This is a genomic window from Bradyrhizobium sp. WSM4873 (assembly GCF_055811355.1).
This window is the reverse complement of record NZ_JBVVPS010000006.1, coordinates 29,679-49,960: the sequence shown is the minus strand read 5'-3', so window position 1 is coordinate 49,960 and position 20,282 is coordinate 29,679. Positions and strand designations below refer to the sequence as shown.

Annotated in this window: 20 protein-coding genes; 6 read left to right on the top strand and 14 right to left on the bottom strand. The window is 63.1% G+C overall.

The genetic code is table 11. The features are described 5' to 3' along the window. Positions 1–20 precede the first annotated feature (20 nt). From AC0L21_RS11250 to AC0L21_RS11240, 3 genes are all read left to right on the top strand, one after another. Complete coding sequence (locus AC0L21_RS11250; RefSeq protein WP_473261261.1) at positions 21–1,670, top strand: acyl-CoA synthetase; 1,650 nt, start codon at positions 21–23, stop codon at positions 1,668–1,670. A gap of 165 nt (positions 1,671–1,835) precedes the next feature. Next, on the top strand, positions 1,836–2,528 hold the full coding sequence (locus AC0L21_RS11245) for a TetR family transcriptional regulator C-terminal domain-containing protein (RefSeq protein ID WP_473261259.1): 693 nt from the start codon (positions 1,836–1,838) through the stop codon (positions 2,526–2,528). A gap of 444 nt (positions 2,529–2,972) precedes the next feature. Continuing rightward, on the top strand, positions 2,973–4,322 hold the full coding sequence (locus tag AC0L21_RS11240) for an NCS1 family nucleobase:cation symporter-1 (protein WP_473261257.1): 1,350 nt from the start codon (positions 2,973–2,975) through the stop codon (positions 4,320–4,322). 121 nt (positions 4,323–4,443) lie between these two features. Here AC0L21_RS11240 and AC0L21_RS11235 read toward each other — a convergent pair whose 3' ends face one another. Next, the gene (locus AC0L21_RS11235; RefSeq protein ID WP_473261255.1) at positions 4,444–5,010 is read right to left on the bottom strand and encodes a hypothetical protein; all 567 of its coding nucleotides are present in this window, start codon (positions 5,008–5,010) and stop codon (positions 4,444–4,446) included. Positions 5,011–5,148: 138 nt separating this feature from the next. On the opposite strand from AC0L21_RS11235, the gene AC0L21_RS11230 reads away from it, so the two are divergent. Further along, positions 5,149–6,054, top strand: a complete 906-nt coding sequence (locus AC0L21_RS11230; RefSeq protein WP_473261253.1) for an AraC family transcriptional regulator — start codon at positions 5,149–5,151, stop codon at positions 6,052–6,054. Between the two features lie 193 nt (positions 6,055–6,247). Here AC0L21_RS11230 and AC0L21_RS11225 read toward each other — a convergent pair whose 3' ends face one another. From AC0L21_RS11225 to AC0L21_RS11185, 9 genes are all read right to left on the bottom strand, one after another. Then, positions 6,248–7,225: a TRAP transporter substrate-binding protein gene (locus AC0L21_RS11225; protein WP_473261251.1), complete on the bottom strand. Its 978-nt coding sequence runs from the start codon at positions 7,223–7,225 to the stop codon at positions 6,248–6,250. A 37-nt stretch (positions 7,226–7,262) separates the two neighbouring features. After that, positions 7,263–8,576, bottom strand: a complete 1,314-nt coding sequence (locus tag AC0L21_RS11220; protein WP_473261249.1) for a TRAP transporter large permease — start codon at positions 8,574–8,576, stop codon at positions 7,263–7,265. A 2-nt stretch (positions 8,577–8,578) separates the two neighbouring features. Next, positions 8,579–9,172 (bottom strand): TRAP transporter small permease, encoded by a 594-nt coding sequence (locus tag AC0L21_RS11215; protein WP_473261247.1) that lies wholly within the window; start codon positions 9,170–9,172, stop codon positions 8,579–8,581. A gap of 166 nt (positions 9,173–9,338) precedes the next feature. After that, a complete protein-coding gene (locus tag AC0L21_RS11210) occupies positions 9,339–10,136 on the bottom strand; it encodes an MBL fold metallo-hydrolase (protein WP_027517964.1) in 798 nt (265 codons plus the stop codon). Between the two features lie 13 nt (positions 10,137–10,149). After that, a complete protein-coding gene (locus tag AC0L21_RS11205) occupies positions 10,150–10,926 on the bottom strand; it encodes a TatD family hydrolase (protein WP_473261245.1) in 777 nt (258 codons plus the stop codon). Between the two features lie 12 nt (positions 10,927–10,938). Then, the gene (gene metG / locus AC0L21_RS11200; RefSeq protein ID WP_473261243.1) at positions 10,939–12,978 is read right to left on the bottom strand and encodes a methionine--tRNA ligase; all 2,040 of its coding nucleotides are present in this window, start codon (positions 12,976–12,978) and stop codon (positions 10,939–10,941) included. A gap of 110 nt (positions 12,979–13,088) precedes the next feature. Continuing rightward, positions 13,089–14,135 (bottom strand): DNA polymerase III subunit delta', encoded by a 1,047-nt coding sequence (locus AC0L21_RS11195; protein ID WP_473261241.1) that lies wholly within the window; start codon positions 14,133–14,135, stop codon positions 13,089–13,091. Then, positions 14,132–14,818, bottom strand: coding sequence for a dTMP kinase (tmk, locus tag AC0L21_RS11190; protein WP_473261239.1), 687 nt, complete (start codon positions 14,816–14,818; stop codon positions 14,132–14,134). Before tmk ends, AC0L21_RS11195 begins: the two co-directional genes overlap by 4 nt. 2 nt (positions 14,819–14,820) lie before the next feature. Further along, positions 14,821–16,083: a D-alanyl-D-alanine carboxypeptidase family protein gene (locus AC0L21_RS11185; RefSeq protein WP_473261237.1), complete on the bottom strand. Its 1,263-nt coding sequence runs from the start codon at positions 16,081–16,083 to the stop codon at positions 14,821–14,823. Positions 16,084–16,234: 151 nt separating this feature from the next. Here AC0L21_RS11185 and AC0L21_RS11180 point away from each other — a divergent pair, with 151 nt between their 5' ends. After that, positions 16,235–17,191, top strand: coding sequence for an alpha/beta fold hydrolase (locus AC0L21_RS11180; RefSeq protein WP_473261235.1), 957 nt, complete (start codon positions 16,235–16,237; stop codon positions 17,189–17,191). On the opposite strand, the gene AC0L21_RS11175 is transcribed toward AC0L21_RS11180, so the two are convergent. The 3 genes from AC0L21_RS11175 to AC0L21_RS11165 all read right to left on the bottom strand — a co-directional run bounded on the left by AC0L21_RS11175 (position 17,185) and on the right by AC0L21_RS11165 (position 19,483). Next, positions 17,185–18,120 carry a septal ring lytic transglycosylase RlpA family protein gene (locus AC0L21_RS11175; protein WP_473261233.1) on the bottom strand — a complete coding sequence of 312 codons (936 nt, stop codon included), beginning with the start codon at positions 18,118–18,120 and terminating at the stop codon, positions 17,185–17,187. The genes AC0L21_RS11180 and AC0L21_RS11175 overlap by 7 nt on opposite strands. A gap of 689 nt (positions 18,121–18,809) precedes the next feature. Next, positions 18,810–19,124 carry a hypothetical protein gene (locus AC0L21_RS11170; protein ID WP_473261231.1) on the bottom strand — a complete coding sequence of 105 codons (315 nt, stop codon included), beginning with the start codon at positions 19,122–19,124 and terminating at the stop codon, positions 18,810–18,812. Positions 19,125–19,165: 41 nt separating this feature from the next. Then, positions 19,166–19,483: a DUF1476 domain-containing protein gene (locus AC0L21_RS11165; RefSeq protein ID WP_473261229.1), complete on the bottom strand. Its 318-nt coding sequence runs from the start codon at positions 19,481–19,483 to the stop codon at positions 19,166–19,168. 249 nt (positions 19,484–19,732) lie between these two features. Between AC0L21_RS11165 and AC0L21_RS11160 the strand changes: the two genes are divergently transcribed. After that, positions 19,733–19,957, top strand: a complete 225-nt coding sequence (locus AC0L21_RS11160; protein ID WP_473261226.1) for a hypothetical protein — start codon at positions 19,733–19,735, stop codon at positions 19,955–19,957. A 50-nt stretch (positions 19,958–20,007) separates the two neighbouring features. On the opposite strand, the gene AC0L21_RS11155 is transcribed toward AC0L21_RS11160, so the two are convergent. Next, positions 20,008–20,199, bottom strand: a complete 192-nt coding sequence (locus AC0L21_RS11155) for a hypothetical protein (protein ID WP_007591059.1) — start codon at positions 20,197–20,199, stop codon at positions 20,008–20,010. Between the last annotated feature and the right edge of the window lie 83 nt (positions 20,200–20,282).

Sequence of the window (20,282 nt, the reverse complement as noted above, 5' to 3'; positions counted from 1 at the left end):
GGCGCGTAAGGGAGGTGTCGATGAGCGAGCGGCAGAACCAATACAATATCGGCCTCGAGAAGACGCCCGCCAACTACGTGCCGCTGAGCCCGTTGAGCTTCCTTGCGCGCAGCGCCGCAGTCTATCCCGATCACGTTAGCACGGTCTACGAGGGGCGCAGCTTCACCTGGCGCGAGACCCATGAGCGCTGCAAGCGCTTTGCCTCATATCTTGCCGGCAAGGGCATCGGCGTCGGCGACACCGTCGCGGCGATGCTGCCGAACATTCCGGCGATGAACGAGGTGCATTTCGCCGTCCCCATGACAGGTGCGGTGCTCAACGCCCTGAACATCCGGCTCGATGCGCCTTCGATCGCATTTCAGCTCGACCATGGCGGCGCGAAGATCATTCTGGTCGATCCCGAGTTTTCCGGCGTCATCACCGACGCGCTCGCGCAGATGAGTGGCCCAAAACCGTTCGTGATCGACGTCGACGACGACGCCTTCAAGGGCGGCCGGCGCATCGGCGAGATCGAGTACGAGACCGCGCTCGCGCAAGGCGATCCTGATTTCGCGGCGATCCTGCCGGGCGACGAATGGGACGCGATCGCGCTGAGCTATACCTCGGGCACCACGGGGAATCCCAAGGGCGTCGTCACCCATCATCGCGGCGCCTATCTGAATGCCGTCAGCAATATTCTCGCAGGCCAACTCGGCCAGCATCCGGTCTATCTCTGGACGCTGCCGATGTTCCACTGCAACGGCTGGTGCTTCCCCTGGACCATTGCGGCCGCCGCCGGCATCAATGTCTGCCTGCGCAAGGTCGAGCCGACCAAGATCTTCGAGCTGATCAAGCAGCACGGCGTCACCCACATGTGCGGCGCGCCGATCGTCTACAACACGCTGATCAACGCGCCCGACGCACCGAAGGGTGATGCCACGCGCCGCGTCGTCGGCCTGATCGCCGGTGCCGCCCCGCCGGTCGCGGTGCTGGAAGGCGCCGAGAGCATCGGGATCAAGCTGACGCACGTTTACGGCCTGACCGAGGTCTACGGCCCCGCTTCCGTCTGCGCCGAACAGCCTGGCTGGGATGATCTGCCCGCAGCCGAGCGCGCCAGCCTGAAGCGGCGGCAGGGCGTGCCCTACCCGCTCGAGGAAGCCGTCACCGTCATCGATCCGCAGACCATGATGCAGGTGCCGCGCGACGGCGAGACCATCGGCGAGGTCATGTTCCGCGGCAACATCGTGATGAAGGGCTATCTCAAGAACGACAAGGCGACGAAGGAAGCCTTCGAAGGCGGCTGGTTTCACACCGGCGATCTCGGCGTGCTCGACGCGCATGGTTACGTCATCATCAAGGATCGCTCCAAGGACATCATCATCTCCGGTGGCGAGAACATTTCCTCGGTCGAGGTCGAGGACGTCCTCTACAAGCACCCGGCCGTGCTGTTCGCCGCCGTGGTCGCAAAGCCCGATCCGAAATGGGGCGAAGTGCCCTGCGCCTTCGTTGAGCTGAAGGACGGCGCGAGCGCGAGCGAAGCCGACATCATCGCCTTCTGCCGCTCGCACATGAGCGGCTTCAAGACGCCGAAGGCCGTCGTGTTCGGGCCGATCCCGAAAACGTCGACGGGAAAGATCCAGAAATTCCTGCTGCGCAACGAAGCGGGATCGGCGAAGGCGATCTCGGCCTGAGCCGATGCCTTGGGTCTGCCAACGCATTGAGACGTCCCTGCCTTCCTAATTGCTTGATAAAGCTGGACGGGCAAGGCAACGTCCAGCCGGAATCGCCGACAGCAATCCGGCGACCCATCCCGCTCAGCCTTCGCTGGTGAAGGCAAAGCTCCCTATCGAGGCTCTATGGCAGCCATGCCCGCCGACAAGTTGAAGCACTTTCGCATCCGCCGGGCGCCAAAAGGCGGCCGCAAGGCAGCGCCGGGCCCGGACGTCGAAGGAAAAATCCTCGATGCGGCAGAGTTCGTCTTTGGGCATTTCGGCTTTCGCGGAGCGACGACGGCACTGATCGCTAAAAAGGCATCAATCGCGAAACCCCACATTTACTATTATTTCGAAGACAAGGAGGATCTGTACCGCGCGGTGCTGGAACGTGCGATGAACATGTGGGCACGAGACATGGACAGTCTCGACATGACGTCCGATGTCGAGACCATCCTGGTGCGCTACATCAGCAGGAAGGTCGATTTCTCGCGAGATCACCCGCATCTGTCGCGCATCTATGCCAACGAAATCATCAGCGGCGCTCAATTCATCGGCAGCTTCATCGAAAAAGTCTCGACCCCGTTGCTGCTCGACAAGGTCAAGACGCTCGACCAATGGACCGCGAGCGGGGCGATTCGGCCGATCAGCGCTGTCGATCTTTTCTTCTGCATCTGGGCGATGACCCAGGCCTATGCGGATTATTCCAGCCAGATGACCATCATGAAGGGCAAGAGACAGCTCGAAGAGGCCGACTACACCGCGGCCAAGGCGACGATCGTCCAGCTCGTTCTCGGCGGACTTGGCCTTTCAGGCCCTGCCGAAGCTGGCGCCTAGCCTGTTGTTCGGCGGCTCGTTTTTAGCCAGCGCACCTATTTTCCTCATCTCCGCCATTTCGCTCACGCGCAGGACATCCTAGCCAGAACTGCACTGATGTCCGGTCGCAGCGATGCACTTTGCGCCGATAGTCAACGCCGGATCGAAAATTCGTGTTTGTAAAATGATTTTATCGATCGTAAAATCATTTTATCGATCGTTATAAAATGGCATGTCGCTTGCTTCGACCCGACCTACCGCAAAGTGCGAGCACCAATCGCAGGGACCGCGGCCTCCAACGCCGTTGCCCTGCGCCAGCAAATCCGAGGTAGAGGACATGTCATCCAACAGCGGCGACGTTCCCACGCTGATCATCACCGGCGCCCACCCAAAGCTTTACAATCACGACCTCCAACCGCGCCTGAGGGCCGAACCTGGGGTGTCTTCAGCCTGTTTGCGATGTGGATGTCGGACGTCCATTCCGTGGGCGGCTACACCTTCGCGGCGAGCCTGTTCTTTCTCGGCCTGACAGGCTGGCAGGTGCTGATCTCCATGTTGGTTGGTATCACGGCGGTCTACTTCCTGATGAACCTGATCGGACGGCCCTCGCTACGCTACGGCATTCCGTTCCCGGTGGTGGCCCGCATCTCGTTCGGGGTGATGGGCGCCAATCTCGCCGCCATGGTGCGGGGCGTCGTCGGCATTGTCTGGTACGGCGTGCAGACCTACTTCGCCTCGAAGGCGGTGCAAGTCCTGATCGTGACTCTGATGCCCTCGGCCGCCGATCTCACCCACAACAGCATCGCCGGCCTGTCGACGCTCGCATGGTTCAGCTTCCTTTTCATGTGGCTGTTCCAACTTCTCATCTTCCTGAGCGGGATGGAGCGCATCCGCCGCTTCATCGATTTCTGCGGACCCGTAGTCTACGTCGTCATGTTCGCGTTGGCGATCTGGATGTTATGGCAGGCCGGTTTCTCGAGCCTGTCTCTTCAACTCAGCCCGCCGGCCGCCACAACCGCGGCGACGATCGGCGTGATGGCGAATGCCGCGATGCTGATCGTGGCCTACTTCTCGGCGCTCCTGCTCAATTTTGGCGACTTCGCCCGGTTCGGCAAGGATGAGCGAGCCATGAAAACGGGCAATCTGCTCGGGCTTCCCGTCAACTTCCTGGTCTTCTCGATCATTACGGTGATCGTGACGGCCGGTACGCTGAAGGTGTTTGGGGAGGCGATCATGGATCCAGTGCTGATCGTGGAGAAGATCGGCAATCCGTTCGTCGTCATTATCGGATCGATCACGTTCATCGTCGCGACGATGGGCATCAACATCGTCGCGAACTTCGTATCGCCGGCTTACGATATCTCCAACCTGAATCCGCAGCGCATCAATTTCAGGCTGGGAGGCCTGATCACGTCGATCCTGTCGGTCCTCGTCTGCCCCTGGCTGTTCGTGGCCAGCCCATCGGCCATCACGCTGTTCGTCAGCATCTTCGGCTCCGCGCTCGGGCCCATGTTCGGCATCATGATCGCCGACTACTATCTCGTGAAAAAGCAGATCGTCGTGCTGGAGGACCTCTATACGATGTCACCAGCCGGTGAATTTCATTACGACGGCGGCTGGAACTACAAGGCGCTGATTGCACTTGCGGTATCCGGCACTCTGTCGATCGGACTCTCGCTGGCAGGTGCTTATGGGCTGATCTTCAACGTCGGCGACTGGGGATGGCTCATCGGGGCCACTGCCGGCGGATTGATCTACCGAGCCCTCTCGAAGGAGCAAAGGCCGGTTTCCGTCATTGTCGGGGCGGGCGAATGACGTTCGAAGTTGCGGGTCCACCGCCATGTGGGCGGCGGCCGCGCAATATTGTTGGCATGCGCGTTCGGTCGAACGCGCATGCTAGCCAGATACGACGTCGCGATGATCGGTGGCGATATCGTTACCTGCTGCGAGCCCCTTCCCCGGTCTGGACTGGATGCAGGTCTGCAACCGCTTCCTCCAGGATGGTAGCAACCTCCAGCAGCGAGATCACCAAGCGCGGCGTGCGCCTGAGCCTGTCGTCGACCGCGGCGGCGAACAGGTCGTTCCGCTTCCGGCTACCGAGCAAACGCCATCGTCCAAAGGCGATCTTGTGGACGTTCCCGGAAACAAATCCGACCGAGGCCCATAATTGCTCGGATTCCAGCAGGAGCTCGCCTGCCATCCGATCCATCACGGTGACGATCGCGAGCAGATCATCGGTCACGGTCGCCAGACCGAGCGCGCGGCTGCCCGGATTGTCGTCATGTGAACTCCGCTCGATCGAGGGCTTCGATGATTGCCTGGCCTGCAATCCGGCGAGTTTGTCCACAAGCGCAGCGAACCGAGAACGGGCCGCGCGGACGATATCTTCCAGGAAAGACAGATTGGTCTGTGCTGACCCTGACATGACGTGCGGTTTGATCGTCTTAAAATACATCAATGCTCCCGGAGGCAACCAACGTGAAAGCTGAAGTGTTGCCTCCATCTAAGGTCATCCGACCCAAGGTGCTTGAACGTCCTGAGCCGCGATTGATCGAAACCGGCCTGGAAGGAATCAGGCAAGGGCCTCAAAACCGAACGCAGAGTGGGTCGGTCGTGATCGGCCGCGCAGTGGAGACACATCATGAGCGATGATGGCCTCTACGGCGACCGGCTTGCGCAGCTATTTCCAATGATCAGCGAGCCGAGCTCGAGCCTCGTCAAGTCGCTCCAAAAGGGAACGTTCGCCGCGGTGCGGATGGCATATTCCGGACCGGTCGGCGATCCGACGCTGCCGTCGCCTCCGGACGAGGCCCTCGCACTCTGCCTTCGGCTGCAGCATCAGAGAGCCGAGTCGTGGCTGGATGGTCGATACGCACCCAAGGGCGCCTTGAAGGACGAGACCAGCATCTACGATCTGCGATGTGAAACGGTCGTTCATTTCCGCGATCCCTTTGACTTTCTCTACCTGTATCTGCCGCACGGCACGCTAAATGAATTGGCGAACCAGCTTGATCTTGGTCGCGTTGAATATGACGTTGGCGCGGGCGCGAACTTCATGGATCCAGTCATGGCTCATTTGGGTGCTTGCCTTCTGCCGGCGCTCGAAAGACCGCATGAGGCCAACGAGCTTTTCGTGGGCCACGTCGCGATGGCGCTCAACACTCATTTTCTCAAGACCTATGCCATCGGCCAACCTCGCAATCGCTCTCACCGCAGCGGATTGGCGCCATGGCAACTGCGGACGGCGAAGGCGCTCCTTCGCGCAAATCTCGATGGCGAGATCGCGTTGGCCCGAATTGCCGCTGAGTGTGGCGTGTCAGCCGCCCACTTCGCCCGCGCTTTCAGAGTCAGCACAGGAACACCGCCGCATCGATGGTTGATCAATCAGCGGATCGAGCAAAGCAAGAGCCTGCTGGCAAGCTCGCCGCTGTCGCTCACGGAAATTGCCGTCAAATGCGGCTTCGCGGACCAAAGTCATTTTACCAGAGTGTTCTCGGCGGCAACGGGTGCCACGCCAGGACGCTGGCGACTGGTCCGCAAAGCTTAATCCCGGATGACCATGTTCTGAAACGCAGCAGCCGTGTCGCCGGCGCGAGGCTTTCGGCTCGGCGCTCCGTGCGCTCCCACCGGCAAGGCCGTGCTGCGTTACGCCTCGTGATCCTGCCTGGTGGTCAATTGCCGCTGATACGGGAGAGACCTTCCGCCCGCCTCGCGAAGGCGAACGGAAGGTATTGCCGCCCTCACATCTTCTTATAGGCGTCAACCAGAGCCTGGCCGTCGGCTCCCGCCTTCTTGAGCCAGTCGGCGGTGAGCTGTTCGCCGATCTTCTGGAAGCCCGCCTTTAGGGCCGGGCTCGGCGGCTCGACCGTCATGCCTTTGGCCTTGAGCTGATCGATGTACCAGGTGCTTTTGTCCTGCCAGGCCTTCCAGCCGCGGGTTTCCGCGGTCGCGGCGGCTTTGAGGATGGCCTCCTGGGTCGGCTTGTCGAGCGCCTCGAACGCCGCCTTGTTGACGAAGGTGTAGTCCTTCGGGATCCAGGCTTGCACGTCATAGAAGTACTTCAGCGACTCCCATGCCTTCGCATCGTAGCCCGTGCCGCCTGACGACATGAAGGAGTTCACGACGCCGGTGGCAAGCGCCTGCGGCAACTCGGCGGCCTGGATGGTGACCGACTGCGCGCCGACCAGTTCGCCCATGCGCGCAGTACCAACATTATAGGCCCGCCATTTCAGGCCCTTCATGTCTTCGATCGTTGCAAGCGGCTTGTTGACATAGACGCCCTGCGGTGCCCACGGCACGACGAACAGTAGCTTGAGCCCCTGCGCATCGAGCTTCTTGGCAATCAACGGCTTCGACGCCTGATACAGCTTCATGGCGTCCGGAAAGCTGGTCGCCAGAAACGGCACGACGTCGACCCCGAATACCGGATCCTCGTTCTCGTGGATCGACAGCAAGACTTCGCCCATCTGCGCCTGCCCGGTCATCACCGCGCGCTTGATGTCGGGCGCCTTGAACAGCGAGGCGCCGGGATGAACCGTGATCTGGAGCTTGCCTGATGTCGCGGCTTCGACGTCCTTGGCGAACGCGACGAGATTCTCGGAGTGCGGATTGTCGGCCGGATATGCCGCCGGCAGATTCCATTTGGTCTGAGCCAAAGCGGGTGTCGCAGCCAGCACGGCGCCGGCGATCAGGGATGCGCGGATTAAACGAGAGATCATGGGGCTTCTCCTCACAGTCAATTTCAAAACGGTACGCTCAGTCCGGGAAAGCGAGCTTGGGCAAGAACATCACGATCTGCGGATATTCCGTGATGATGAACACGGCCGCGAGCAGCAGGACGAAGAACGGGAACGCCGCCCGCGCGACGGTCAAGGTATCGCGGCCGCTCATGTTCTGGAGCACGAACAGATTGAAACCGACCGGCGGCGTGATCTGCGCCATCTCGACGTGGATGATGAGATAGACGCCGAACCAGACCAGGTCCAGGCCGGCCTGCTTGACCATCGGCAGCACGATCACGGCGGTCAGGACGATCATCGAGATGCCGTCGATCAGGCATCCCAGGATGATATACATGATGCTCAGATACAGCGCGAGCATGCCCGGGGTGAGCTGCTGGCCCTGGACCCAGGTGGCGAGTGCCGCCGGAATTCCCGTATAGGCCATCGCTGCGGTCGTGTAGGCAGCGCCTGCCAGGATCAGCATGATCATGCAGGTCAGGCGCGTCGCGCTCATGATGCTTTCGAGGAAGTTCTTGCGTGTGAGCGTGCGGCTCCACCACGCCAGCAGCAGCGCGCCCGAAACGCCCCAGGCTGCGCATTCGGTTGCGGTCGCAAACCCGAGCACGAGCGAGAGGAAGACCGCCAGGATCAGAAGCAGGCATGGGGCGAGCTTGGCGGATTCTTGCAGCTTCCGGCGAAACGGCATCGGAGGATCGCGCGGCGGAATCTTCTTCGGATTGAGCAGCGACCAGATGATGATGTAGCCGGAATAGAGCACCATCACGAGCACGCCGGGCAGGAAGCCGCCGAGGAACACCTGAAGCACGGAGACGTTCGCGGTGACCGCATAGACCACCATCGGGATCGACGGAGGGATCAGCAGTCCGAGCGTGCCGGAGCCCGCGAGCGAGCCCAGGCTCAAGCCCTTATCGTAGCCCCGCTTGTCCAGTTCAGGCAGCGCGATCTTGCCGATCGTCGCACAGGTCGCCGCCGACGAGCCCGACACCGCCGCGAAGATGCCGCAGCCGATCACGTTGACATGAGTGAGACGCCCCGGGAGCCACTGCACCCAGGGCGACAGGCCCCGGAACATTTCCTCGGACAATTTGGTGCGGAAGAGAATCTCGCCCATCCAGATGAAGAGCGGCAGCGCCGCCAGCGTCCATGACGAGCTTGCGCTCCATGTCGTGGTCGCAAGCACCGAGCCGAGCGGCAGGCTGGTGGTCAGCGCCATCGCCACGAAGCCGACGAGCCCCAGCGAAACCGCGATCCAGATGCCACTTCCCAGCAGCACGATCATGACGCCGAGCAGAATAAACGACAGTTCGATCATGCCGAGATTGGCCATCGTCAACCTCCGCCGCCTTGTGAGATCCGCTCGATGAATTCGTCCGGGGTCTCGTTCGGCGAGCCCTTCTCGTAGCTCGGCCGGTTGCCGCTGATGACACTGACCATTTCATCAATGAGCGCGATCGACAGGATCACGAGTCCGCCGGAAAACCCGAGCTGCGGAATCCAGAGCGGAAGCGCGACGACGCCCTGCGCCACGTCGTTGAAGCGCCAGGAATCGTAGGTCATCTGCACGGCATGCCGGGTGAAATAGAGAATGAAAGCGGCGGCAATACCGAGGGCCACGACCTCCGCAACCTGTTTGGAGCGCCCATGCAGACGCTCCAGCAGCAGGCCGACGCGGATCATCTCGCCGCGCTTAAAGGTGTGAGCGAGGCCGAGGAATGCCATCGCGGCCATGCACCAGGAGGCGAAATCATCGCCGGCGGGAATGTTGACCGCAAACTGGCGCCCGATCGACATGATCATCATGATTGCAAAGATCGCAACCATGAAGGCACCGGCGGCGTAACCCGCACCGAGATAAAGGAGATCCAGCGCGCGTCGCACCGGTCCCCGGCTCGTGACATCGTCCCCTGCCAACGCGATCCCCATCCTCACACGAGGCGATTCAGACGGTCCCGGCGATCGCACGTCGCGCGCCGGTCCTGCATGAATATCGCCCCTGCCCCAGCGCCTGTCTTTCAGACGTTAGATCAACATGATGGGCCCAGCGCAAGCAAGGAGTATGCCGGCTCTCGCCGGAATTTCCACCGCAGGTTCAGCGGGTCTCCAGCCGCAGCCCGTCATACGCGGGCACCACGCCCGCCGGCAGCGACTGCCGGATCACCTCATAATCGACGTCGGCCGTCATGTTGGTGATGACGGCGCGCTTCGGCTTGAAGCGCTCGATCCAGGACAACGCGTCGTTGATGCTGAAATGGCTGACATGGCTGGTGTAGCGCAGGCCATCGACGATCCAGAGATCCAGATTTTCCAGGGCGCCCCAGCTCTCGCGCGGGATGTCGTTGAGATCGGGTGTGTAGGCGGCATCGCCGATGCGATAGCCTAGCGCGGGAATGTTGCCGTGCTGCACCAGGAAGGCGGTCATCGTCACCGCGCCGCCCTTTCCCTGGATGGTCTGGCTTTCACCGGCCTCGATCGACTGCGCCGTCAGGATCGGCGGGTAGTCGCTGCCCGCCGGCGAGACGAAGCAATAGGAAAACCGCGACATGATGTCGTTCGCAGTCGACTGATTGAGATAGGTCGGAATCCGCCGGCGCATGTGCATCACGACCGAACGCAGATCGTCCATGCCGTGGGTCTGATCGGCGTGCTCGTGGGTCAGGAATACTGCATCGATGTGGTCGACATTGGTCGAGAGCAATTGCTCGCGCAGGTCCGGCGAGGTGTCGATCACGATACGCGTGGTGCCCTCGCCCGATGTCTGCTCGACCAGCAGCGAACAGCGGCGACGGCGGTTCTTGGGATTGTTGGGATCGCAGGCACCCCAGCCGAGTGCCGGGCGCGGCACGCCGGCGGAGGAGCCGCAGCCCAGGATCGTCAGCGTCAGCGTCATGCGGCTCCCAGTTCTAAGCTTTCACCCTGGAGAACAGGCGAAAGAAGTTTTCGCTTGTCTGGCGCGAGATCTCGTCAAACGACACGCCGCGTGTTTCGGCGAGCACTTTTGCGACCTCGACCACATAGGCCGGTTCGTTGCGCTTGCCCCGGAACTTGCCCGGCGCAAGGTAGGGCGAGTCTGTTTCAACCAAAATACGGTCGGACGGCAGTTCGGCCGCAAGCGCGCGCAGGGCCTCGGACTTCTTGAAGGTCAGGATGCCCGTGAAGCCGATATAGAGCCCGAGCGAGACCGCCTTCAGCGCCAGCTCGCGCCCGCCGGTGTAACAATGCAACACGGCGCGAAACGATCCTTTGGCGGCTTCCTCTTCAAGGATGCGGCCGCAATCCTGGTCCGCCTCGCGGGTGTGGATCACCAGCGGCAAGCCGGTGAGGCGGGCGGCGGCGATGTGGGCGCGAAAGCCCCTCGCCTGCGCCTCCGGCGAGCCGTTGTCGTAGAAATAATCGAGCCCGGCTTCGCCGAGCGCGACGACCTTGGGATGCTGCGTCAGCGCGATCAGCTCGTCCGGTGCGATGCCGTCTTCCTCATCCGCGTTATGCGGATGGGTGCCGACCGAGCAATAGACGTCGTCGTAGCGCTCGGCGATGGCCAAGAGCTGGTTCAGCCTTTTCACCCGCGTCGAAATCGTGACCATGCGGCCGATGCCGGCCGCTCGCGCCCGCGACACGATCCCGTCGAGATCCTCCGCAAAGTCCGGAAAATCCAGGTGGCAGTGGCTGTCGACCAGCATGGTGCGAGCGCCTTACGCCGCCGGCTCGATGTAGCGCGGGAAAGCGGGCGTCGGCGCCGGCAGCGTCGTACCGGGCGCGATGCGCGTTGCGCCGCCGAGCGCGGCGAAGCTGCGCTCCCCTTCGGGGATCCCGAGGCTGTCCAGCAGCAATCCCGAGGCCGTCGGCATCGCAGGCTGGGCCAGGATCGCGATCTGGCGCACGACTTCGGCGGTGACGTAGAGCACCGTCCTCTGCCTGACAGGATCGGTCTTGGCGAGCGCCCACGGCGCTTCGCCCGCGAAATAACGGTTGGCTTCCGCGACCACAGCCCACACGGCGTTGAGCCAGTGATGGATTTGCTGCGTCGCCATCGCTTCGCGAGACGCCGCGAGCATGCCGTCAGCTTGCGACAGGATCGCCTTGTCGTTGTCGCTGAATTCGCCGGGCTCCGGGAGCACGCCGCCGAGCTGCTTGGCGATCATCGACAGCGAGCGTTGCGCGAGATTGCCGAGATCGTTGGCGAGATCGGCATTGATGCGCGCGACGATGGCCTCGTGATTATAGTTGCCGTCCTGGCCGAACGGGACCTCGCGCAGAAAGAAATAGCGCATCTGGTCGACGCCGTATTGGTCGGCGAGGTTGAAGGGATCGACCACGTTGCCGACCGACTTCGACATCTTCTCGCCCCTGCTGAACAGGAAGCCATGGGCATAGACCCGCTTCGGTAGCGGGATCCCGGCCGACAGCAGGAAAGCCGGCCAGTACACCGCATGGAAGCGGATGATGTCCTTGCCGATGATGTGCACGTCGGCAGGCCAATAACGCCAGTTGTTGTCGCTCTCGTCGGGGAAGCCGACGCCGGTGATGTAGTTGGTGAGCGCGTCGACCCAGACATACATCACGTGCTCTTCGTCCCCGGGCACCTTGACGCCCCAGTCGAACGTCGTGCGCGAAATCGAAAGATCGCGCAGGCCGCCTCGGACGAAGCTCACCACCTCGTTCTTGCGGGAGTCGGGGCCGATGAAATTGGGCTGCGTCTCGTACAGCTTGAGCAGCCTGTCCTGATAGGCCGACAGGCGGAAGAAGTAGCTCTTCTCCTCGACCCATTCGACCGGCGTGCCCTGCGGTCCGAGCCGCACGCCGTCGTCGTTCAGGCGCGTCTCGTCCTCGGCGTAATAGGCTTCGTCGCGCACGGAATACCAGCCGGCATAGATGTCGGCATAGATGTCGCCGTTCGCTTCCATGCGCCGCCAGATCTCCTGGCTGGAGCGGTGATGCTGCTCCTCGGTGGTGCGGATGAAACGGTCGAACGACACGTTGAGGCGCTCGTCCATTTGCTTGAAACGGCCGGCATTGCGGGCCGCGAGCTCCGAGACGGACATTTTTTCGCTGGCCGCGGTCTGAACCATCTTCTGGCCGTGCTCGTCGGTGCCGGTCAGGAAGAACACATCCTTGCCGTCGAGTCGCGCGAAACGCGCCAACGTATCGGTCGCGATCGCCTCATAGGCGTGGCCGATGTGAGGACTGCCATTGGGATAGGCGATCGCGGTCGTGATGTAGAAGACGTTGTCCCGCGCGGGCACGGCCACGGGCGTGGTGGCCTGCGGCGCTGCGACGGACTTCGGTGCGCGCGGGGCCTTGGGCTTCGATGCATTGGGCTTCACAGCCTTCGGCGGCGTGGCGACAGGAGCTAGTGTGGTGGTCACGGCAGGCGCAGCCACCCTCGCCGTCTTGGCTATCTTCTTCGCCGGGGTCTTGTTCTTCGCCGTAGCCTTGTTTTTTGCCGAAGTCTCGTTCTTCGCCGAAGCCTTGGCTGGCTTTTTGGTCGCTGTCTTCACCGTCTTCTTGGCAACGACCTGCTTCTTCGCTGCCTTCTTTGCCGTCTTCGCGGTGCTCTTCTTCCCGGTTTTTTTGGCAGCCGTCTTTTTGGTCTTCGTGGCTTTCTTGACGCTCTTGGGAGCTTTGCGCGCGCGCGCCTTCACGGCCTTCTTCGTGGCTTTCTTGACGGCTTTTGTGGCAGCCTTCTTCTTGCTGCTCTTGCCCTTGGCGGTTTTCTTAGCTCGCGCTGCCACGACGAATTCCTTTACCGGCTTCTCGAAATTTGGAAACGAACCTGCGTTAGTTTATTGTCTTGAGCATGATCCCATCGGGAAAACCGCTGCACACTTTTCCGGATCATGCTCTAGCGTGTTGCGTCCGCCAGCCAGCCAAACACCGAGAAAACCAAGGGCTTCCGCTCCAGATTGTAGGTTTCGGTGTCGCGCGCGGCGCGGACGATCTTTTCCCATACCTCAGCTAGGCGCGCAAGGCGCGGCAGGTTCTGGTTGGCGTCGGCCTCGTCGGTGTGCAGGCGTTCCGCGATCCAGCGATCGATGCCGTCGATGAAGGCGGCAAGCGCAACGCGGTCACTGGTGCCGAGCGATTCGCCGAGCGTATGCAATTCGCGCGGATCGACCTGCGGCAGTCGCGCCAGCAGCGCGGCCGTGCGCTGCTGGAGCTTCAGGGCGTCACCGCCGAGCAGCGTCAGCGCCCGCGCGACGCTGCCCTCGGACGCCTCCGCCGCCTCGCGCAACGCCGGATCGTTCGGGTCGAGATCGGCGGCGGTTGCGGCTGCAGCAATCACGTCGTCGGTTGCGAGCGCGCGCAGGCGCAGCTTGCGGCAGCGCGACTGAATCGTGGCGAGCACGCGCGCCGGCGCGTGGCTCACCAGCAGGAACAGCGATTGCTGCGGTGGTTCCTCGAGAATTTTCAGCAGCGCGTTGGCGGCATTCGGATTGAGCTCGTCGACAGTGTCGACGATGCAGACGCGCCAGCCTTCGGCCGCTGCGGTCGAGCCGAAGAAGCCGATCGTCTCGCGCGTCTCGTCCACGGTGATGACGGTGCGGATGACGCCGCGGTCGTTGGCGGTGCGCTCCAGCGTCAGCAGGCCACCATGCGAGCTCGCCGCAACCTGCCGCGCCACGGCGTCATCAGGATTGATGGCGAGGTCTTCGGCGCGCTGCACCGAGGGTGCCAGCGGCTGGCTGTGAGCGAGCACGAAGCGCGCCATCCGATATGCCAGCGTCGCCTTGCCGATGCCTTGCGGCCCGCCAATCAGCCAGGCATGCGGGATGCGCCCACTGCGATAGGCGGCGAGCAGCGCGGTCTCGGCCTCGCGATGGCCGAACAGAACGCCCGTCTCGCGCGGATGAGACATGGCAGTTTCGCGCTCGGTCTGACGCGGGCTCATATGGACACCACCGATGCCGGCGTCGGAAGCAGGCGATCACGCAGCGCAGTCCAGATGCGTCCGGCAACCGTGTCGGGATCGGAATTGGCGTCGATCAGCACGCAACGCGCGGGATCGTCCGCCGCGATCTTGCGATAGGCCTCGCGCAGGCCCTGGTGGAAACCGAGCTTCTCGGCCTCGAACCTGTCTGGCGTGCCGCTGCCGCGGCGTGCGGCCGCGCGCTGCAAGCCGATCTCGACCGGCAGGTCGAGGATGATGGTGAGGTCCGGCTTGAGATCGCCGATCGTGACCCGCTGCATCGCGTTGATCAGCGCCGCCGGCACCTGGCCGAGGCTGCCCTGATAGGCCCGCGTCGAGTCGGCGAAGCGGTCGCACAGCACCCAGGTGCCCTGGTTGAGCGCGGGCTGGATCAGGGTGCGGACATGGTCATCGCGGGCCGCCGCGAACAGCAGCGTCTCGGCTTCGGGTCCGAGCAGCTTGCCCATGCCTGACAGCACCAGATGCCGCATGATCTCGGCGCCCGGCGAGCCGCCCGGTTCGCGCGTGACGAGGATACGCATCCTCGCCGCCTTGAGGCGATCAGCGAGCTTCTTGATCTGGGTCGACTTGCCCGTGCCCTCGCCGCCTTCAAAGGTGACGAAACGCCCGCGTCCGGACGGCCACTTGACCGCACTTTCACTCATGATCAGAGCTTCTCGGCGCCCGCACGGAACATGCCGATCACAAGCTCGCTGGCGCCGTCGATCGCACGGCGCACGGTCGAGCCGGTGCCGATCGCGTCAGCGGCATAGACCGGCGTCTCCACCGCGATGTTGCCGCTGCGCCAGACCCTGACCAGCCCGACCTTCTGGCCGGCCTCGACCGGCGCGCGCACCGGACCGCTATAGACGACGCGCGCGATCAGCTTGTCGCTGCCGTTCTTGTGCACCATCACTTTCACGGGCGTCTTGGCCACCAGTTTCACCGAGCGGCTCTCGCCGCCGAACACCTTGGCGTAGCCGACGGGCTGATCGGCCGCGATCAGCGTGCGGGTCTCGAAATTGCGAAAACCCCATTCCAGCATCTTCTTGGCTTCGGTCGCGCGATCTTCGGGGTCTTCCAGCCCGTTGATGACGACGATCAGCCGCGTGCCGTTCTGCACCGCTGAGCCGACCATGCCGTAGCCACCTTCCTTGGTGTAGCCGGTCTTCAGACCGTCGGCGCCTTCCATGGAATTGAGCAGCGGATTCCGGTTGGGCTGGCGGATCTTGTTCCAGGTGTATTCCTTCTCGCCGAACAGTTTGTAGAATTCGGGGAAGTCGAGAATGATGTGCCGGGCAAGGATGCCGAGCTCGCGCACCGTCATCTTGTTGGCGGGGTCGGGCAGACCGTTGGAATTGCCGAAGGTCGATTTCGTCAGGCCAAGCTCACGGGCGCGCTTGGTCATGAAGTCGGCGGCGAAAATCCGCTCGTTGCCCGCCATGGCTTCGGCGAGCGCAATGCAGGCGTCGTTGCCGCTCTGGATGATCGCCCCGTGCAGGAGGTCGTCGACTGTGACCTTGCTGTTAATCGCGGCGAACATGGTTGAGCCGCCGGAGGGCGCGCCGCCCCTGCGCCAGGCGTTCTCGCTGATCCGGTATTCGTCGGTCAGCTTGATGTCGCCCTTCTTGATGGCGTTGAAGACGACCTCCGCAGTCATCAGCTTCATCATGCTGGAGGGCGCGCGCAGCTCGTCGGCGTTCTTCTCGAACAGCACGCTGCCGCTGGAGGCCTCGATCAGGATCGCGGTCGGGGCGTCGCCGTCGAAGCCGGAATCATCTGTTTTCTTGGCGCCCTGGACGCTCTGGTTGGCCGCGTAGAGCGCTCCGCCCCAGCCGATGGTCGCCACCAGAGCCGTCGCGATCAGCCCGCGCGCCAGCGCTCCGGCGGTGAGCCGGGTGCGCGCAAACGAGGAAAGATGAAATTCCATGGCCAAGCCCTGAGAGCGGCGTTCTAACAGTTGGAGCCGGTGCGAACAACACGGGGTGGCCGCTTGTCCCGAGATTGCACGATTCTCGTCCGGCCCCTATCGTGGCACCTCAGATTTTCTGACCAAACCCCTGAAACAAGGCGGAAAAGCGATGTCCTCCACCCGCGTGATCAAGGCCAACGGGATCGACCTGTTCATCCGCGAAGCCGGTCAGGGGCCGCTGGTGGTGCTGTGCCACGGCTGGCCGGAACTCTCCTACTCTTGGCGCCACCAGATCCCGGCGCTGGCGCAGGCCGGGTTTCGCGTCGTCGCCCCCGACATGCGCGGCTATGGCCAGAGCTCAGCGCCGCCCGAAGCGACGGCCTATTCGATCTTCGACACGGTCGGCGATATCGTCGGCCTCGTGCAGGCGCTTGGCGAGACCAAGGCCATGGTGGTCGGCCACGACTGGGGTGCACCGGTGGCCTGGCACGCGGCGCTGTTCCGGCCGGACATCTTCACGGCGGTCGCCGGCCTAAGCGTGCCGCCGCCGTTCCGCGGTCGCGGCAAGCCGCTCGACCTTCTGCGCCAGGGCGGCATCACCAATTTCTATTGGCAGTATTTCCAGGCGCCCGGCGTTGCCGAAGCCGAGTTCGAGCGTGACGTCGCGCGCACCATGCGCATCGTGCTCGGCGGGCGCGGCCTTGCCGATCCCTCTGCGGCCATGTTCGTGCAGGAGGGCAAGGGATTCCTCGGCCACGGCAACCCGGAGGAGCCTTTGCCGGCCTGGCTCACCGAGACTGACCTTGCCTACTTCACCGAAACCTTCCGCAAATCCGGTTTTCGCGGCGGGCTGAACTGGTATCGCAACCTCGATCGCAATTGGGAGCTGACGGCGCCGTGGCAGGACGCGCAAATCCACCAGCCCTCGCTCTTCATTGCCGGTTCGAAAGACGCCGTCATCACCGGCCTGATCGGAGCCAAGCGCGTCAACGAGCTCGTGCGCGTGCTGCCCAATTTGAAGCGAAAGCTGATCATCGAGAGCGCCGGCCATTGGGTCCAGCAGGAGCGGCCGGACGAGGTGAATGCGGCGCTGGTGACCTTCCTGAAGGAAAGCGCGGCTCAGTAGAGGCCGCGGCCGCTCAGGATGCCCCGGGCCTCGGCAGCGCCGTCCGAGGCGTAGGCGCCGGACGGTGCGCTCTCGGTCGCATAGCGGCCGTCCCCGTCATAGGACACGGCGTGGGCGTTCTGAAGCGCCCGGCCCCGGTTGCGGCTCGAGGCCGACATTTCCGAGGTCGCACTGAGTGAAGCCATGTCGGCGGAGGTGTTGCCGAGATTATAGGGCCGTCCCTCCGGCGTCGGAACTTCGCCGCGCATGGCGCCGCGGTTCGACGACGGCAGCTCCGGCACGAAGGGTCTCGCGGAGGCGACCCGGACCATCGAGGGTGACGGCGCCGGGGTCCCGGTGCGCAAGGTGGCCATCAACTGGCGGTCGTCGGAGCCTTCCAGCGGCGCCCGGCCGACATATTCGACACGAACCTTGGCAATGCCATTGCCTTTGAATTCAAGCAGTTCGGCGGCCTTGTTCGAGACGTCGATGAGCCGGTTGCCGTGATAGGGCCCGCGGTCATTGACGCGGACGATCAGCGACTTGCCGTTCGAGACGTTGGTCACCCGCGCATAGGACGGCATCGGCAGGGTCGGATGCGCCGCGGTCAGCGAGCCCATGTCGAACACTTCGCCATTGGCGGTCAGGCGGCCGTGGAAGTCGTCGCCGTACCAGGACGCCATGCCCTCGGCACGGTAGTTGACGTCCTCTTCGGGCACATAGGTCCGGCCACCTACCACATAGGGCTTGCCGACGCGGTAGGCGCCGCCGCCCTTCGGGACCGGATCACCCAAAGCCACGACCCGGGGGCTCGAGGACACGCCGTATTTCGGATCGACCCGGCTGGCGAATTTGTTGGAGGACGCGCAATTGGCGAGCGCAAGGCAGGTCGCGACCGCCGCAGCAGCGCGCGCGGCCCGCAAAACCGAATCTGAACGTCGGATCCCCATTCGCCCCAAATACCACTTTGCCGGAGGCGTACCTAACCCGCTTTGGCTACGGGGCAGCGCTATCCGGTCCTTTGCTCCGAGGCGGCCCACCACCGCATCGGAAGTGGTAACGATAACGCAACCCGAACACGGCGGAAATGGGGAGCGCACAGCGTTCACGCCGGGATGGTAAACGGGGCGTATGCGTTCGCCCCGTTGAACTACGGGGCGCGGGCGCCCTGCTCCGTGCCACGGCCGGACATTCTGTTGCGCCAAATCCTCACTCCACCCCCATTGTCGCGCCGCTCACTGGAATTCTTTTGACTGTGCAAGGCCGCCCGCGTTTTCTCGCGTGCAGGGCGGAATGGAATGAGACGATGATCGAGACGGTTTCGGCACTAATGGGTTTGGTAAGCGCGGGGATCTTCCTGGCCCATGCGTTTGAAGGTTACCGCACGAGGGCCTGAGGCACTCGCGCGGACGGCAAGCATCACCCTTTCAAGACGGCGCGTTCGGACATTTTTAATCGATCCGATCGAGCATCGCAGACGAGAGCGGCAGGTGTCCCATGCGCAACCATGACCTCGTATCCCATGACCTCGTATCCGGCGGCTTCCTGGCATTGACCGCCGGCGGTTTGGTCCTGCTGTGCTCCAGCCTCGTGGCATTGGCCTTCGCCTGAGCAGCCCGGCACTTCCCGACAAATACGCTTACCGCAGTCCAAGCAGCGAGCGCCGATAGAGACTGTCACGGGCTTCGCTCAGGCAGACGAAGCTGCCGTCAAAACCCTGGCCGTACCGTTTCTGGCCTTTGCCGTAGTAGATGCCTTTTCTGAAATCGAGCCAGACCACCCGGTCGTGCGGGCAATGACGCTGCGCCTGCGCCTCGTAGCGAAATGGCGTCAGCGGCGTGGCCGATACCTCAGCGGCGCTGCAGCCGACCAGGATCGCAGCAGCGAGCGCGATCACGCCGGGCCATTTGCCGAGGCTGCTGCAAGATACTCCGCAGGATAGTCCGCAAGCCACCACCCGCCTCCCGATCCCAGCCGTCGAGGGCCGGCTTTGTTTCACTTATCCGCTTCGAGCTGCTGTAACACGTGGTGCATGCATTCCTGAAGCTTGGCTGCGACCTGGTCGCGCGCGACGCCTTTGGCGGCAAGATCGCCTGCCACCTTGTCGAGGATCTCGTCCATCGACTGGTTCTCGAGATGGTCCGTCACCAGCGCCGTCGCGTAGCCGGCTGCGGCATCGCCGCCGAGGCCGAGCTGGGTTGCGGCCCAGAGCCCGAGCAGCTTGTTGGACCGGGCCGTCGCCTTGAACATGAGCTCCTCGTCGTGGACGAATTTGGCCTCGAAGCCCTGCTCGCGCTTGTCGAACGTGGTCATGGTCAGCTCCATTGTCGTTTTCGCTGATCGGGATCGGACTGGCTGGAAGCGAACGTCTCCGCGGTTCAAATCAGGATCATGTGAAGCTTCCGGCGGAAGCCAAATGCCGTCAAGCCCGCTGGGCGTGCCGACCGGGCGTGCGCAGGACACAGACCAGCTCCACGCCAGCCAGTTCTGCCAGGCAGGGATGTTTACCGTTCATTAAGCAGACTCAGCGCCGCATGGCCGGGGGACATCGAGAGCTGACGCATGAACAAAGAACTGCGGGAGTTTCGACGGCTTGAACGGGTCTGCCTGGAGCAGGCAGCCCTCTCCACCATGGACCTCGCGCGAAGCGGGTTGCTCAAGGTCGCTGACGATTGTCGCGTCGCAGCCGAAGCGATTGAGGCGCAATCGCCTCGCAGACCTTTCGCAACTGCCGTTCAGGCGCTGAAGCAGGCGTTGAGCGTGACGCGCGTCCCTCACCGGCACTAAGGACAGCGCTCGCGGGCAAGGACATCTTTGAGGGGGGCGACCGCGTGCGGTCAGCCCTTCGCTTCCGTCTGTTCACGTGCCAACCGTTCGGCCCTCAGCCGTTCCTTGTTGGCATAAAACGCCTTCTGCGCCGCCTCATGATCGCGCATGGCTTTTTCGGCTTCGATACGGCGTGTCGCATCGCGCGCCTGCCGCTGTTCGGGGGTCAAGGGCTTGCGCCGGTAGGAAATGTCTTCCGTCATGGGCAGACAACGCGGAGGTCAGGAAAGGGTTCCCCTTGGTCCCGCCGGGCGGCACGTTGGGCCGACTGTACAAATGTGCGAAA

Excerpts from the sequence above, each read along its gene's own strand:
- AC0L21_RS11250 (WP_473261261.1), top strand. The coding sequence starts at position 21 with ATGAGCGAGCGGCAGAACCAATACAATATCGGCCTCGAGAAGACGCCC.
- AC0L21_RS11245 (WP_473261259.1), top strand. The coding sequence starts at position 1,836 with ATGGCAGCCATGCCCGCCGACAAGTTGAAGCACTTTCGCATCCGCCGG.
- AC0L21_RS11240 (WP_473261257.1), top strand. The coding sequence starts at position 2,973 with ATGTCGGACGTCCATTCCGTGGGCGGCTACACCTTCGCGGCGAGCCTG.
- AC0L21_RS11235 (WP_473261255.1), bottom strand. The coding sequence starts at position 5,010 with ATGGAGGCAACACTTCAGCTTTCACGTTGGTTGCCTCCGGGAGCATTG.
- AC0L21_RS11230 (WP_473261253.1), top strand. The coding sequence starts at position 5,149 with ATGAGCGATGATGGCCTCTACGGCGACCGGCTTGCGCAGCTATTTCCA.
- AC0L21_RS11225 (WP_473261251.1), bottom strand. The coding sequence starts at position 7,225 with ATGATCTCTCGTTTAATCCGCGCATCCCTGATCGCCGGCGCCGTGCTG.
- AC0L21_RS11220 (WP_473261249.1), bottom strand. The coding sequence starts at position 8,576 with ATGGCCAATCTCGGCATGATCGAACTGTCGTTTATTCTGCTCGGCGTC.
- AC0L21_RS11215 (WP_473261247.1), bottom strand. The coding sequence starts at position 9,172 with ATGGGGATCGCGTTGGCAGGGGACGATGTCACGAGCCGGGGACCGGTG.
- AC0L21_RS11210 (WP_027517964.1), bottom strand. The coding sequence starts at position 10,136 with ATGACGCTGACGCTGACGATCCTGGGCTGCGGCTCCTCCGCCGGCGTG.
- AC0L21_RS11205 (WP_473261245.1), bottom strand. The coding sequence starts at position 10,926 with ATGCTGGTCGACAGCCACTGCCACCTGGATTTTCCGGACTTTGCGGAG.
- AC0L21_RS11195 (WP_473261241.1), bottom strand. The coding sequence starts at position 14,135 with ATGAGCCCGCGTCAGACCGAGCGCGAAACTGCCATGTCTCATCCGCGC.
- tmk (WP_473261239.1), bottom strand. The coding sequence starts at position 14,818 with ATGAGTGAAAGTGCGGTCAAGTGGCCGTCCGGACGCGGGCGTTTCGTC.
- AC0L21_RS11185 (WP_473261237.1), bottom strand. The coding sequence starts at position 16,083 with ATGGAATTTCATCTTTCCTCGTTTGCGCGCACCCGGCTCACCGCCGGA.
- AC0L21_RS11180 (WP_473261235.1), top strand. The coding sequence starts at position 16,235 with ATGTCCTCCACCCGCGTGATCAAGGCCAACGGGATCGACCTGTTCATC.
- AC0L21_RS11175 (WP_473261233.1), bottom strand. The coding sequence starts at position 18,120 with ATGGGGATCCGACGTTCAGATTCGGTTTTGCGGGCCGCGCGCGCTGCT.
- AC0L21_RS11165 (WP_473261229.1), bottom strand. The coding sequence starts at position 19,483 with ATGACCACGTTCGACAAGCGCGAGCAGGGCTTCGAGGCCAAATTCGTC.
- AC0L21_RS11160 (WP_473261226.1), top strand. The coding sequence starts at position 19,733 with ATGAACAAAGAACTGCGGGAGTTTCGACGGCTTGAACGGGTCTGCCTG.
- AC0L21_RS11155 (WP_007591059.1), bottom strand. The coding sequence starts at position 20,199 with ATGACGGAAGACATTTCCTACCGGCGCAAGCCCTTGACCCCCGAACAG.